9 protein-coding genes are annotated in these 14,523 nt (G+C 69.1%); 4 read left to right on the top strand and 5 right to left on the bottom strand.

The window, feature by feature from the left end; translation table 11 throughout:
- Nucleotides 1–127: 127 nt before the first annotated feature.
- The 3 genes from mnmC to ASC95_RS22185 are packed head-to-tail and all read right to left on the bottom strand — an operon-like array spanning nucleotide 128 to nucleotide 6,841.
- On the bottom strand, nucleotides 128–1,990 hold the full coding sequence (mnmC, locus tag ASC95_RS22195) for an FAD-dependent 5-carboxymethylaminomethyl-2-thiouridine(34) oxidoreductase MnmC (protein ID WP_057299864.1): 1,863 nt from the start codon (nucleotides 1,988–1,990) through the stop codon (nucleotides 128–130).
- Complete coding sequence (locus ASC95_RS22190; protein WP_057299863.1) at nucleotides 1,987–2,610, bottom strand: hypothetical protein; 624 nt, start codon at nucleotides 2,608–2,610, stop codon at nucleotides 1,987–1,989. The genes mnmC and ASC95_RS22190 overlap by 4 nt, the downstream gene beginning before the upstream one ends.
- A gap of 1 nt (nucleotide 2,611) precedes the next feature.
- Entirely contained in the window at nucleotides 2,612–6,841 is a 4,230-nt protein-coding gene (locus tag ASC95_RS22185) for a DEAD/DEAH box helicase (RefSeq protein WP_057299862.1), read from the bottom strand.
- 201 nt (nucleotides 6,842–7,042) lie between these two features.
- Here ASC95_RS22185 and ASC95_RS22180 point away from each other — a divergent pair, with 201 nt between their 5' ends.
- A complete protein-coding gene (locus tag ASC95_RS22180; RefSeq protein WP_157256453.1) occupies nucleotides 7,043–7,654 on the top strand; it encodes a hypothetical protein in 612 nt (203 codons plus the stop codon).
- A 110-nt stretch (nucleotides 7,655–7,764) separates the two neighbouring features.
- On the opposite strand, the gene ASC95_RS22175 is transcribed toward ASC95_RS22180, so the two are convergent.
- Nucleotides 7,765–9,291, bottom strand: a complete 1,527-nt coding sequence (locus ASC95_RS22175; RefSeq protein ID WP_057299860.1) for a DEAD/DEAH box helicase — start codon at nucleotides 9,289–9,291, stop codon at nucleotides 7,765–7,767.
- Between the two features lie 156 nt (nucleotides 9,292–9,447).
- Nucleotides 9,448–11,016, bottom strand: a complete 1,569-nt coding sequence (locus tag ASC95_RS22170; RefSeq protein WP_057299859.1) for an ABC transporter substrate-binding protein — start codon at nucleotides 11,014–11,016, stop codon at nucleotides 9,448–9,450.
- Nucleotides 11,017–11,106: 90 nt separating this feature from the next.
- Between ASC95_RS22170 and ettA the strand changes: the two genes are divergently transcribed.
- The 3 genes from ettA (at nucleotide 11,107) to ASC95_RS22155 (ending at nucleotide 14,292) form a co-directional block, all read left to right on the top strand.
- Nucleotides 11,107–12,771, top strand: a complete 1,665-nt coding sequence (ettA, locus tag ASC95_RS22165) for an energy-dependent translational throttle protein EttA (protein WP_057299858.1) — start codon at nucleotides 11,107–11,109, stop codon at nucleotides 12,769–12,771.
- Between the two features lie 221 nt (nucleotides 12,772–12,992).
- Entirely contained in the window at nucleotides 12,993–13,481 is a 489-nt protein-coding gene (locus tag ASC95_RS22160; protein WP_057299857.1) for a Spy/CpxP family protein refolding chaperone, read from the top strand.
- Nucleotides 13,482–13,572: 91 nt separating this feature from the next.
- Nucleotides 13,573–14,292: a response regulator gene (locus tag ASC95_RS22155; RefSeq protein ID WP_082568011.1), complete on the top strand. Its 720-nt coding sequence runs from the start codon at nucleotides 13,573–13,575 to the stop codon at nucleotides 14,290–14,292.
- The last annotated feature ends 231 nt before the right edge of the window (nucleotides 14,293–14,523 follow it).

Below are 14,523 nucleotides of genomic sequence, written 5' to 3'. Positions count from 1 at the left end.
TTGTCTCCCATCAGAAAAGGAAAAAGACACCGGCAAGGCCGGGTCAACAGCGCAGTGTGCAGCCGACCCTGGTGGGGTGGAATGGCGATATGGGGGAGGAAGCGGCAATAGTTGCTTGAACCCGGGCTCAGCGGCCGGGCTTGCGTCGCTGGCGCAACGCGAAGCGCAGCGGGTCGACGGCATCCAGCAATTCGGCCTCCAGTGGCCGTGGCGAACCCAGCGCCAGGGCGGCGACGAGACGCCCGGCCAGGGCCGCCCACGTAATGCCACGCGAGGCGAATGCCGTGCAGACGATCAGGCCCGGCTGGCGGGCCTGCAGGCGCAGCTGCTCGGCCCGGGCCCCGGGCGCTGCCAGCCCGCCGATCAGCGGCAGGCGGTCCGGCGCGATCAGCCGCCAGGCCACGCGCCCAGTGAGCGGACCTTCAGGTGGGGCTGCCAAGCCGGCCAGGCGGGCGTAGCGGGCGAGGTTGTCGGCCTGGTCAGCCTCGCGCAGCGCCGGGTCGAGGTCACCGTCCTGGGTCGTCGCACCGCACCACAGGCCGCCCTGACCGTCGGCGATGGCGTAGCCGTCGCCCGCGATGGGCAGGGTCGGGCACCAGGGTGCGTTGGATAGATGGGTTAGCTGGCCGCGCTGCAAGGTCAGGTCAACGGCCAGCTCACCCAGCAGCGGCAATTGGCCATGGCCACCGGCCAGCACGACGAGAGGCGCCTCGCTGATGAGCCGACGCCGGTCATCCAGCAGACACCAGCCGTCGGCAGCGGCTTCGAGGGTGGCGGCTCGCCTGCCTAGCTGCAGGGCGGCACCGCTGGCGGCCAGCATGGCCCGGGTGTAGGCGCCCGGATCCAGCGCGCCACCGCCGGGATAGAACCAGGCCGGGTGGGCGAGGCGGGTGGCGGCTAGCGTCGAGGCGCCTTCGGCGGACAAGGCCTCGACATAGCCCGGCACGCCGTGCATGGCGGCCAGCGGCAATCGCGTTTCCAGCCTCAGCAGGCCGCGCTGATGAGGCAGGCCGAGTTCCGCCAGCAGGGCCCGCGTGGCCAGCGCCGCGGCGCGGTTGAAGCGGGCGTGCGGGCCATCGTCCGGGTTGAGGGTGCCATGGAAGAGACCGGCCGCGTTGCCCGAGCTGGCCTGGGCCGGGCCCGGCAACGCGTCGACGACGGTGCAGGCCACGCCCGCCCGCGAAAGCGCCAAAGCGCAGGCCGCACCCGCGAGGCCGGCGCCGACGATGACGGCCTGCTTCGCGCCGGGTGCTACCGGCTCGCGGCCGGCCGGCCGCTGCATGTGCCGGGGCGCGAACCGGGCGACGGTCATCTCGGGCTTGTTGGCAAAGCCTGGCGCCAGGCTTACCTCGAAGCCCAGCGCGGTGAGCGCCCTGCGCATGGGCCGCGAGATGCTCCACGTGGCGGCCGTCGCGCCGGGCACGGCGTGCCGGGACAGGCTCTTCAGCAGCCATTCGTCCCACAGCTCCGGGTTGCGCTGCGGCGCGAAGCCGTCGAGGTAGAGGGCATCGGCGTCCAGCACCAGTTCGCGCAGCAGCTCGCGCGCATCGCCCAGGCCCAGCAGCAACTCGACGCGACCGCCCTCGAAGCTCAGCGTGTGCAGGCCCGCGGTCAGCGGCGGCCAGCGTTCGACCAATTGGGCCGCCAGGTCGGGCAAGGGGCTGGCTGCATGGACGCGGGCCAGATCGTCGCGCTTCAGCGGATGCTTCTCCACGCTGACGAAAACGAGGCGCTTGCAGCGTGCCGGGTCTTGCCGCCAGGCGTCCCAGGTGGCGAGGAAATTGTTGCCCAGGCCGAAACCGGTCTCCAGCACGACGAAGCGCTCACGGCCCTGCCAGCGGCCGGGCAGGCCGTTGCCGGCGACGAACACGTGGCGGCCCTGGGGCAGGGCGCCAGCGCGCGAGTGGTAGACGTCACCGAAGGTGGGGGAGGCCGGGGCGTCGGGGTCGGAAAAGTCGACCTCGGCCGGCTCGATCGCCGGGGACTTCATTGGCCCATGCGTTGCATTTCGCCGGACTCGATGATGCGCACCGCCGGGCCGGGGGTTTCGAGGGCCAGGCGCATGGCCCGTGCAATGCGCAGCGGCGAGATGGGGCGCCAGGTGGCGGGGATCAGGCCAGCCAGTGGCCGCACCAGCCGTAGCGTCCAGGCCTCCGCCATGCGGTGTGGCTGGTCCAGCTGCTGCCGCTCGCCGTCCAGCAGCGAGGGGCGGGCGATGACGAGGCGATCGAAGCCGAGCGCGATCAGCGCGTCCTCGGCCTCACCCTTCACCTGGTTGTAGAAGACCGCCGAATGCGCGTTGGCGCCCAGCGCCGAGACCAGGCCGCAATGTGTCGCGCCAGCCTCCCGCGCCGCGCGGGCGACGGTGAGTACGGCGTCGAAGTCCGCTGCACGAAAGGCTTCGCGCGAGCCGGCCTGGGCCATCGTCGTGCCGAGCGCAATCAGCACGCAGCCAGGGATGGGCAATGCGTTGAACGAGGCGGACCGCATGTAGTCCACCGTCGTCATGCCGGGCTGCGGTTTGCGCGCCAGTGCGATGGCGCCGGGCCATTCGGCGCACAGTGCACGGCCGACGAGGCCGCTGGCGCCGGCAATCCAGGTGGCTGCCATTTCAATCCTCCAGCAGGGCGGCCAGCGCCTGCGCATCCAGCGGCGTGGCCTGTTCATGGCCTTCCAGCATGCCCTCGGCCAGGCCGCGCTTGTCGCGGTGCAGCGCGATGATGCGTTCCTCCACCGAACCGGCCGTGACCAGCCGGTAGACGGTGACCGGGCGCTGCTGGCCCATGCGGTGGGCGCGGCCGCTGGCCTGGTCTTCGGCGGCGGGGTTCCACCAGGGGTCGACGATCAGCACGTAGTCGGCCATCGTCAGGTTCAAGCCGAAGCCGCCGGCCTTCAGGCTGATCAGGAACACATCCCCCTCGCCGCGCTGGAAGGCTGCCACGCGCTTGGTGCGCTCGGCCTGCGGCGTGCTGCCGTCCAGGCGCTGGTGCGGCACGGCCATCTGCGTCAGGCGTTCGCCGAGCAGGTCGAGGTAGTCGGTGAACTGGCTGAACACGAGGGCCTTGTGGCCGCCATCCACCAGTTCGCGCACGATGTGCTCGAACTCGGCCATCTTGGCGCCGATCAAGCCCAGCTCCGGCGACACCAGCCGCGGGTCGCAGGCGGCGCGGCGCAGGCGCATCAGCTCGGCTAACACCTGCATGGGCGCGCCGGCACCGGTGGCGGCCGCCTTGGACACGGCCTCGCGGGCGTCACGGCGCAGCGCTTCGAGGAAGTGGCGCTCCGCCTCGCTGGGTTCGACGCGGTGGACGATCTCGGTACGGGCGGGCAGGTCCTGCAGCACCTGCGCCTTGGTCCGGCGCAGCAGGAAGGGCGCGACGAGGCGGCGCAGCCGGGCGCGCGCGGCCAGGTCCTGCTGGCGCTCGATGGGGCCGGCGAAGCGTTCGTTGAACTGCTGCGGCGTGCCCAACAGGCCGGGGTTGATCAGGTTCATGACGGACCACAGGTCCGCCAGCCGGTTCTCCACTGGCGTGCCCGACAGCGCCAGGCGGAAGTCCGCCGCGAACTCGGCGACCGACTTGGCGCGCTTGGTGGCCGCGTTCTTCAGTGCCTGGGCTTCGTCCAGCACCAGCGTCGTCCAGCCGCGCGCGGCGAAGCGTTCGGCATCGATCTGCGCCAGCGCATAGCTGGCCACGATGACATCGCGCGGGCCGGCGGCCTGCAGCAGCGCGGCGCGGTCGGTGGCCTCGCCGTAGATCCGGCAGTTCAGCGTCGGCGCGAACGCAGTGCACTCGCTCTGCCAGTTGCCGCAGACCGACGTGGGCGCCAGCACCAGGGCCGGGCCGGCGTCGGCGCGGGTCAGCAGCAGGGCCAGGGTCTGGACGGTCTTGCCCAAGCCCATGTCGTCGGCCAGGCAGGCGCCGAAGCCGGCTGCGGCCAGGCGGCTCATCCATGCGAAACCCTCGGCCTGGTAACCGCGCAGTTCGGCGCGCAGCGCGGGCGGCACTTGCGGCTGCAGCGCGGCCGCGGCGCCGAGCTGCTCGAGCCGGGCGCGCCAGGGCTTGTCGCCGCTGACTTGCACGCCTGCGAGCTGCTGGTCCAGCCAGGCGGCGCCGGCCCGGGGCAGCTGCAGCTCACCCTTCTTGACTTGCGCCAGCGCGTCCAGGTCACGCAGCTGCTGGCGCAGCTGGTCCGACAAGGCCAGGTATTGACCCTCGGCCATGCGCACGAAGCGGCTGCTGCTCGTGCGTGCCAGCGCCAGCAGCTCCTGCAAGCCGATGACACGGCCCTCGTCCACCTGGGCCGCGCCACTCAGGCCCAGCCAGTCACGCCCGCTGCTCACCTCGATGCTGAGCGCGCTGGATACGACAGGCAGCACCCTCAACGGCTTGCCCTTGGGCCAGTCCAGCGCGGCGATAGCCTCCAGCGTGGGCAGGCGCTCGACGGCGGCCAGCGCCTGCTCGGCGTCGGCCAGATGCCAGGCCTGGTCGGCGGGCAGTTCGGGGTCGAGGAAGGGCAGGGCGGCCAGCACGGCCTGGCGGTGTTGCGCTTCCGCGGGCAGGTCGCGCTCGGTCGTCAGGCTCACGCCCTCGTGGAGGCACATCAGCCGCGCGCGGCCCGCACCGGGCGTCACGGCCGGGCCGAAATGGCCGAAGGGTTGGGCGACGAGTTGCAGCAGCAGGCCCTCGCGGTCGGGCGTCAGGCGGGCGTGCAGCCTGCTATCGCCTGGTACACGTTCACCGGCTTCGGCGTCGCTGTGGAGCTGGAAGTGCCCGGTCAACACCTGCAGTGCGCCGGCCAGTTCCTGGGTGGCCGTGGCCGGCACGCGCCAGCCCTGGGCCACCAGTTCGGCCACGCGCCGTTGCGTGGGTGTGATGCGGATCAGCCGCGCCCGCCCCGGGCCCTCGCGCAGCACGCGCTGGCCATTGCGCCGCTCGCGCTCGGCCTCGGCCTGGGCGCCGAAGAGGGCGCCGGCATGAGCGGGCTCGGTGGCGATCAGTGGCGGGTGCAGGTGGAACTCGAAGGCGTCGTCCACGCCGCTGCCGACGCGCCTCACCTCCAGCTCGGGCATGCCCTCGCTGAGTTCCACCCATTGGCCCGGCGCGTCGGCAAACATCAGGTGCGGGTGACCGACCAGCGCCACCAGGGCCTGGCTCACGTCCAGGCGCAGGTCGTGCACGCCGGCCCAGGCGTCGCGCTCAATGTGGCGCAGCACGAGGTTGTCGCGGCTGCGCTGCGCGCCCTGCTTCTTCAGCTTGGCCAGCGTCACGGGCTTGAACTTGAGGCCGCCGCGGGCACCGGTGTTCATCTCCAGCGGCTCCAGCGCGTGCACGCGGCCGGCGGTATCCAGGCTGAGCTGCCAGGCCAGTTCGGCGGCACCGCTGGCAGCGGGCTTGCCGTCATCGCTGAGCGCGGCGATGGCGGCGAGCGCGTCCTGCCAGGCCTCACGCGGGCGGCCGAGGAAGTTGGCGACGCGCCTGGGCTCGGCGCCGCCCAGCTCCAGGCGCAGCAAGGCGGCGCCCAGGTATTCGGCCAGCAGGGCCTCATCGGGGCCGAGCCTGGCGAGCAACTGCTGTGCGAGCGCCGGTGTCCAGCCCGGCGCGGGCCTGCCCAGCCAGGCGCACAGCAGCAGCCGGTCCACAGGCGCGGCGTCGCCCGGCGCACGGGGCGCGAATGCCGCGTCGAGAAACGCGTCATCGCCGAGCCGCGCGCCAATGCCATGCGCCCACAGCCCCCAGGCCTCGTAGGCCGTGGGGTTGCGGCTGCCGGACTCGGCGATGGCGTATTTGCGTGCCCGCGCCCAGGCCTTGGGGTCGTCCTGGGCCAGCAGGCTGAGCAGGTACAGGCGGGCGGTATCAAGAGACAGCGCGTCGCGCCGGCTCCGGCTGGCGGTGTGGACAGCCTTGATGGCGGCCTCGAAGCCGGCGCTGGCCTCGGCCCAGCGGCCGGCGGTGAGGGCGCGGATGGCGGCCAGCAGCGTGACGGCTGGGCCGGCCAGGCCCTGCAGATGCTGCTCGGCGCTGTCCAGCGCCAGGGCCAGCATGTCGGCCTCGGCCAGGCGCGATCGCATCGGCGCGCTGAGCGGGCTGCTGCCGGCCTGCAGCCAGCCTCGCAAATCGGCGCGCAAGGAGTGGCCGGCGGGCAGGACGTCCAGCAACTGGCCCAGCAAGGTATCGCGAAGATCAGGGTCGATCTGCGCCAGCAGCCCGGGGCACCAGGGCTCGATCAGGGCCTGAATGGCCAGCATCGGCGGGCTCAGTTCCGGCAGGCGGGTGGCGAGCAGTTCATGGAACTCGGCGGCGGGCATGCCCGAGAAGATCATCAGCCGCAGCACCGTGCGCATGTCCTCGGGGCTGCGGAAGTTGACCCAGCCTACGGGGTCTTGCCAGTCGCCACGGCCTGAACCCAGCAGCCAAAGCCGCTGGCGCCAGTAGCGCGCGGCGCCGGGGGCGGCGAGCAGCGTCTGCAGCCGCTCGGCGTGATCACTGAGTGAGACGCGAGTGCCCTTGCCCATCAGGGCTTCGGCACGACCCTGCGCGACCAGGGCCAGCAGGCCGTCGCGGGTGGCGTAATGGTCGAAGGCCTCGCCACTGGCCCGCTCGCGGCCGGTCAGCGACAGCCATTGCAGAACGGCGTTGATGCTCGCGGTGCCACCGAGCAGCAGCAGGGCGTCGAGCAGGGTCTGCAGATCAGCTTCGGGCAGGGCGCTAGAGGGCGTGGTCGCCTGTGTCCGCTGGGCCGCCTTGGCCTCCTGGATCTTGCGCAGCATCTCCTGGGCGGTGACGACCGTGCCATCGGGCAGGTTGAACTTGAGCGAGTTGTCGAGCGGGGGGCGTGCCATGGGTGGAATTAGATCAGCCCCTCATGGGAATCCGGGGTCGGCAGCGCCCGTGTTTCAACGGTTTCGGCAAGCGGCACCCGCCTATAGCAATTGAAACCATTGCACGCCTGCGGGAAGCGGCATTGATACCGCCGATCCAGACACTGATTTGCATCGCGACACGTCGTCGTGAACCTTTTCAAACCCCACAGGGAGATCACCATGTCTTTGCGTCACATCCTCATCGGCGCGGTCGCGCTGGCCTGCAGCGCCGCGGCTCAGGCGGGCCTCGTCAACTACAGCTTCGTGGCCAAAGGCCTGGACGCGGCGACCGGCGGAACGCTGTCGGGCAGCTTGGTGGTGGATATGGATGCCGTCGACTCGGATGCGGGGCCCACGCGCGGCCTCTATGACAGCGGCGCCAAGATGTCGGGCGGTGTTTCAGGTGGCGTGCAGGACGGCATGGCGTACACGAATGAGAGCAAGCGGATCTTCGTCGACGCGGATATGGACAGCTTCTTCAGCTTCATTGACCTGAACGATCCGTGGCCCGTCTTCCAGCTGTTCTTGGAGGGGACAACGGGCGTGGATGCGCTGACGACCGGCGCCATGCCCTACCTATATCTGGAGGACTTCCAGTCCCGTCATGAAATCCGCTTCCAGATGCCCAACCAGAAGCAGTACATCTACGAGATCACCGCGTTGACCAGTACGGAAGTGCCACCCCGCGGCGGCGCGCATGAGCTGCCGCTGCCCGGTACGGCGCCGCTGGTCCTGGCGGGTCTGCTGGGCCTCGGCTGGGCCAGGCGCCGGGCCGCCACGCAGCTGCCTTGAGGGGCCGGCTGCCGATGCACGAGCCGTGAGCCGCAGAGGTTGCAGCAGCGGTCGCCCAGCAAAAACGGCCTGCCCAGTGAGGGACAGGCCGCGCAGGCGATGCCTTGGACTCAGCGCTTGGGCTGCGTCAGGCGCGGGCCGTTGTTGTGGCGCGGGGCGCCGCCGGCGTTGCCGCGGGCCGGTTGGGCGCCGGCTGCGCGAGGGGCGTGCTCGGCATGGGGCTTGGGCGCGGTCTTGGCGCCGCCCACGCCGGTGTGGCCGGCGGGCTTGCCGCCACGACCACCACCACCACCGGCGCCTGCGCTGGGCCGGCCGCCGTCACGCGAGCCGCCGCGGCTGTCGCCGCCACGGCCACCGCCGCCGCCACCAGGTCGGCCACCGCGGCCGTTGGCGCCGGCCGGCGGGTTGGGGTTGCGGCCCCGGCTGCCGTTGGGATTGAGCACCGTGCGGCCCAGCACGATGGGCTCGGCGCGCTCATTGGGGTCGGGTGCGAAGCCGGGCACGATCTCGCGCGGGATCTCGCGCTTGATGAGGCGCTCGATTTCCTTCAGGAAGCCGTTCTCGTCGACGCAGACGAGGCTGACCGCTTCGCCCTGGGCGCCGGCGCGGCCGGTGCGGCCGATGCGGTGCACGTAGTCTTCGGCCACGTTGGGCAGCTCGAAGTTGACGACGTGGGGCAGCTGGTCGATGTCGATGCCGCGCGCGGCGATGTCGGTCGCCACCAGGCAGGTCAGGTCACCGGCTTTGAAGTCGGCCAGGGCCTTGGTGCGCGCACCCTGGCTCTTGTTGCCGTGGATGGCCATGGCGCTGATGCCTTGGTCGTTCAGGTAGTCGGTCAGGCGGTTAGCGCCATGCTTCATGCGCGTGAAGATCAGCACCTGATGCCAGGGCTCGCCACCGTGGCCGCCCTTGATCAGGTGAACCAACAGCTCCTTCTTGCGCTCGCGGCCGACCGGGTGGACCTTCTGCACGATGGCTTCGGCGGTCTGGTTGCGGCGGGCCACCTCGATCAGCGCCGGGGCGTTGAGCAGGCGGTCGGCGAGGTTCTTGATCTCGTCGCTGAAGGTGGCGCTGAAGAGCAGCGACTGCTTCTTTGCGGGCAGCAGCGCGAGCACCTTCTTGATGTCGTGCACGAAGCCCATGTCGAGCATGCGGTCGGCTTCGTCGAGCACGAGGATCTGCACCTGCGACAGGTCCAGCGTGCCTTGCTGGGCATGGTCGAGCAGGCGGCCGGGCGTGGCGACGAGGATGTCGACGCCGTCGCGCAGCTTGTTGATCTGCGGCTGCATGCCGACGCCGCCGAACATGACCATACTCTTGAGCGGCAGGTACTTGCCGTAGGTCTGCACGCTTTCCTCGACCTGGGCGGCCAGTTCGCGGGTGGGCGTCAGCACGAGGGCGCGGATGGCGATTTTGCCGCGCTTGTTGAGCAGCTTCTCGCCGGTGGACAGGCGCTGCAGCAGCGGCAGCGTGAAGCCGGCTGTCTTGCCGGTGCCGGTCTGGGCGCCAGCGAGCAGGTCGCCGCCGTTCAAGACGGCCGGAATGGCCTGGGCCTGGATGGGCGTGGGGGTGGTGTAGCCAGCGTCAGCGATGGCCTTGAGCAGCGGCGCTGCCAGGCCGAGAGAATCGAAACTCATTCGGTAGGGGAGTGAGCACGCCTGGTCGCGACGCCATGCCGCGCCGCTTCAGAATCGGCGCCAGTCTTCGGGCAGGGCGGGCAGCGTGCAGGGGCTGAAAAGAGAACGCCGCGCAAGACTGAGAAGCGCGGCGGATGGGGCATTCTAGCTGCTGGGCTATTTCCCGACCGTGACCCAGTCCATGCTGGCCCAGTTATTCGGCGAATGCGGGATGCTGACCTCCTTGCGCATGGCCCATGGGATGACCTGGCGGTGCAGGGGAATGATGTTGACCTGGTCGCGGAAGGACTGCAGCGCGGCCTTGACGGTGGCTTCGCGCTTCTTCGGGTCGGTTTCGGTGGTGGAGGCCGCTGCCAGGGCGTCGCCCTCGTTGTTGATGGAGCCGCCGTAGTTGGCCACGCCCACGCCCTGCTCGCCACGGTTGCGCAGCACCGGCGTGAGCATGACCTCGGCGTCGGTGGAGCCGCCTCCCCAGCCGGTCAGGTACAGGCTGGTGTCGAACTTCTCGACCTTGGGAAAGAACAGCGTGCGCGGTATCGCGTTGACCTTGACCCTGACCTTGACCTGCGCCCACATGCTGGCCAGCGCGATGCAGATGCGTTCGTCGTTGACATAGCGGTTGTTGGGGCAGTCCATCGTGATGTCGAAACCGTCCGGATAACCAGCTTCGGCCAGCAGCTTTTTTGATGCGGCCACGTCATAGGGCAGGCGGGTCTCCAGCTTGGGGTCGCCATAGGCACCGCGCGGCGACGAGGTCAGACCGCCGGTGGGCGTGGCGTAGCCGCTCATCAGCTTGGTCTTGATGGCCTCGATGTCGATGGCGTGATAAAGCGCCTTTCTCACGCGCAGGTCCTTCAGTGGGTTCTTGTCGCCCGGGGCCTGGCCGTAAAGCAGCTTGTCGCGCGTCTGGTCCATGCCGACGTAGACGATGCGGTTCTCCTGGCCGTCCACGACCTTGAGCTCGGGCACGGTGCGCAGCCGGGCGACGTCGCGCGGCGGCGGATCGAGCACGAAGTCGATCTCTCCGGAGATCAACGCAGCAGTGCGCGTCGCGTCGTTGCCGATGGGCAGGTAGGTGAACTCCTGCAGATTGCCCTCGAACTTGTTCCACCAGGCCGGGTTGCGCTTGAACACCGTCTTCACGCCCGGCTGGCGGCTGATCAGCACGAAGGGCCCGGTGCCATTGGCATGCTGGCTGGCATAGGACTCTTCCTGCTGCTTGAAATTCAGCGGCCGGGTGACGCGGTGCTCCTCGCACCAGCGTCGGCTCATGATGAAGAGGTTGGCGAGCAGCTCGGGAACGATGGGGTTGGGCTTGTCCAGCGTGAAGACGACGGTCAGCGGATCGATGGCCTTGGGGATGCCGACGGCGTTGGCGTAGACACGCTGGGGTGCGTTGTCGTCGCGCAGTCGCTGCATGGAGAACACCACGTCCTCGGCCGTGAAGGGCGTGCCGTCATGGAACTTGACGCCCGCGCGCAGCTTGAAGCGCCAGATCAGCGGCGTGACCTGGGTCCACTCGGTCGCCAGCGCCGGGCCCATGCTCATGTCCTTCATGCGCCGGGTCAGGCCCTCATAGACCTGGTTGTTCAGGCTGTTGGTCATGACCTCGTTCTGCGAATGCGGGTCGGTGGTCTGCATGTCACCCTGGCTGGACCAGCGCAGGGTCTGGGCCTGGGCCAGGCCGGTGGCGAAAACAAGCAGGGCGGTGGCGAGGCGGTGCATCCGAACTCCATGAAACGCAGGCTGGGCGACAATATCAGGCAACGCAGGCCCTCCCGGGGCCTGCCGCCATTTCAGCCTCAAGGATTCGCCATGGCCCAGTACGTCTTTTCAATGAACCGCGTCAACAAGACGGTTCCCCCCAAGCGCCACATCCTGAAAGACATCTCCCTGTCCTTCTTCCCCGGCGCCAAGATCGGCGTGCTGGGCGTGAACGGCTCGGGCAAGTCGACCATCCTGAAGATCATGGCCGGTGTCGACAAGGAGTACGAGGGCGAAGCCATCCCGATGCCGGGCATCAAGATCGGCTACCTGGAGCAGGAACCGCGCCTGAACCCCGACCAGACCGTGCGCGAAGCCGTGGAAGAGGGCATTGGCGGCGTGCTGGCCGCCAAGAAGCGCCTGGATGAGGTCTACGCGGCCTACGCCGAGGAAGACGCCGACTTCGACGCGCTGGCCGCCGAGCAGGGCGAGCTGGAGGCCATCATCGCCGCCGCCGGCTCCGAGAACACCGACCTGCAGCTTGAACTGGCCGCCGATGCGCTGAACCTGCCGCCCTGGGACGCCGTCATCGGCGTGCTGTCGGGTGGCGAGAAGCGCCGCGTGGCGTTGTGCCGCCTGCTGCTGAGCAAGCCCGACATGCTGTTGCTGGACGAACCCACCAACCACTTGGACGCCGAGTCCGTCGAGTGGCTGGAGCAGTTCCTGCAGCGCTTCCCCGGTACCGTCGTGGCCATCACCCACGACCGCTACTTCCTGGACAACGCGGCCGAGTGGATTCTTGAACTGGACCGTGGCCACGGCATCCCGTGGAAGGGCAACTACTCCGACTGGCTGGACCAGAAGGAAAAGCGCCTGGAGACCGAGCAGAAGTCCGAAGACGCTCGCATGAAGGCGATGAAGGAGGAGCTGAAGTGGGTTCGCTCCAACGCCAAGGGCCGCCAGGCCAAGAGCAAGGCGCGTCTGGCCCGCTTCGAGGAACTCTCGGATGTCGAATACCAGCAGCGCAACGTCACCAACGAAATCTTCATACCCGTGGCCGAGCGCCTGGGCAATGAGGTCATCGAGTTCGAGAATGTCAGCAAGAGCTTTGGCGACCGCGTGCTGATCGACAACCTGTCGTTCAAGGTGCCGGCCGGCGCCATCGTCGGCATCATTGGCCCCAACGGCGCTGGCAAGTCGACGCTGTTCCGCATGCTGCAGGGCGTGGAGCAGCCGGACAGCGGCACGGTCAAGATCGGCAAGACGGCCAAGATGGCGTTTGTGGACCAAAGCCGCGACAGCATGGAAGCTGACAAGACCGTCTGGCAGGACGTTTCCGGCGGCCTGGACAACATCATCGTCGGCAAGTTCGTCATGCCCAGCCGTGCCTATCTGGGCCGCTTCAACTTCAAGGGCAACGACCAGCAAAAGCTTGTCGGGGCCCTCTCCGGCGGTGAGCGCGGCCGCCTGCATCTGGCTAAGACCCTGGCCCAGGGCGGCAATGTGCTGATGCTTGACGAGCCGTCCAACGACCTGGACGTGGAAACCCTGCGTGCGCTGGAAGAAGCGCTACTGGAATTCGCCGGCTCGGCCATGGTCATCAGCCATGACCGCTGGTTCCTGGACCGCATCTGCACCCACATCCTGGCCTGCGAAGGCAATTCGCAGTGGTTCTTCTACGACGGCAACTTCCACGAGTACGAGGCCGACAAGAAGAAGCGCCTGGGCGAAGAAGGCGCGCGTCCGAAGCGGATGCGCTTCAAGCCGATCAAGTGAGGAGCCCAGGTCTCGCGCGGAGCCGTGAGGCCTGAACCGGCGCCGGGCCGCCCCAAGCCGGTTCGCGCCCCCTCGGGGGGCAGCGCCTGTACCCAGGTGCGTGGGGGCACCGTGTAAGCCAGGCGACGACAACGGGACACAGTTCTTTACCCCGTCCCCAAAGATGCCACACAGGCCGCTTGGAAGATGACCTCACTCACTCTTCTTCCAGGAGACCTCTGATGAAGTCCTTCCCCATCCAGAACCTGTTGCGCGTCGGTACGGTGGCTGCGGCCCTGGCATTCGGCGGTGTTGCTGCCCAGGCCCAACCTGCCCATGGGGGCCACCATGGTGGCCCGGCCATGATGGCGCCCGGCGGCCTGTTCGGCGGCCGCATCGAGCACATGCTTGACCTGGTCAACGCGACCGATTCCCAGCGCAGCCAGATCGAAGCCATCTTCAAGGCGGCCCGCCAGGATCTGTCGGGCCAGCGTGAAGCCGGCATGAAGCTGCACCAGCAACTGGCCACGCTCTACACGGCCACCAACATCGACGCCGCCGCCATCGAGGCCGTGCGCGTGCAGATGAGCGCCCAACACGAAGCCGCCTCCAAGCGCCTCAGCCAGGCCAGCATCGACGCCGCCCGCGTGCTGACGCCCGAACAGCGCGCCAAGATCGCGGAAGTCATGAAGAAGCGCCAGGCTCGCATGGCCTCCCGCCACGCCGGCTGATTGGCCCTTGACCAGGAGTTCTGCGATGCTTGAGCCCCGTTCCACCGGCGCCGAGGCGCGCCGGATTCCTTTTTCTTCCCTGGCCCCGGTGATGAGTAGCGCCCGACTGTTGTTGATCGATGACGATGTCCGCCTGACCGGTATGGTGGGCGACTATCTCCGCGCCGCCGGCTTCGAAGTGAGCACTGCCGGTAACCTGGCACAAGCCCGCGAAGCCTTGGCCCATGGCCGCTTCGAGTTGCTGGTGCTGGACCTGATGCTGCCGGATGGCGACGGGCTGGACTTCTGCCGCTGGCTGCGCGGCGACCCGCGCTGGCGCCATCAGCCGGTGCTGATGCTGTCGGCGCGCGGCGAGCCCATGGACCGCATCCTTGGCCTCGAGTTGGGTGCGGACGACTACCTCGCCAAGCCCTTTGAGCCGCGCGAACTGCAGGCGCGTATCAAGGCCCTGCTGCGCCGGCTGGAGCCCAAGCTCGATGGCGACGAGGTGCTGCGTTTTGGCCGCCTGGAGATCGACCTGGCCGCCCGCGTGGCGCGCCTGGACGGCAAGATCTGCGACCTGACCAGCCACCAGTTCGACCTGCTCGTCGTGCTGGCTCAAAGCCCCGGCCGCGTGCTGAGCCGAGACCAGATCATGGACGCGCTCAAGGGCCATCCGCTTGAGGCCTTTGACCGCTCCATCGACGTTCACATCTCGCGCATCCGGGCCGTCATCGAGGACGATCCCAAGAACCCCCGCCGCGTGCTGACCGTGCGTGGAGCCGGCTATGTCTTTGCCCGCAAGCAAGACGCCGACGCGGACGCGGCTTGAGTGTGAGCCCCTCGTCCAGTCTCGCCACGCTGAACGCGGGCGCGCCCAGCCGGTCTTGCAGACCGCGCTGCGGCTTGCGCCGCAGCCCTTCGGCAGGCACATGCCGCCCACTGGGCGCCATGTGTCCGGCCTCAGCCCCCGAGGGGACGGCGATGCTTGCGGCATTGAGCCACAAGCACATCGCCCTACGCGGGCCGGCTAGGGGCGGCCCGGCGCTCGGCCCGCAAAACT

It is taken from the genome of Pelomonas sp. Root1217 (assembly GCF_001425705.1).
Lineage (GTDB): Bacteria > Pseudomonadota > Gammaproteobacteria > Burkholderiales > Burkholderiaceae_C > Pelomonas.
This window is presented reverse-complemented; position numbering and strand designations above follow the sequence as displayed.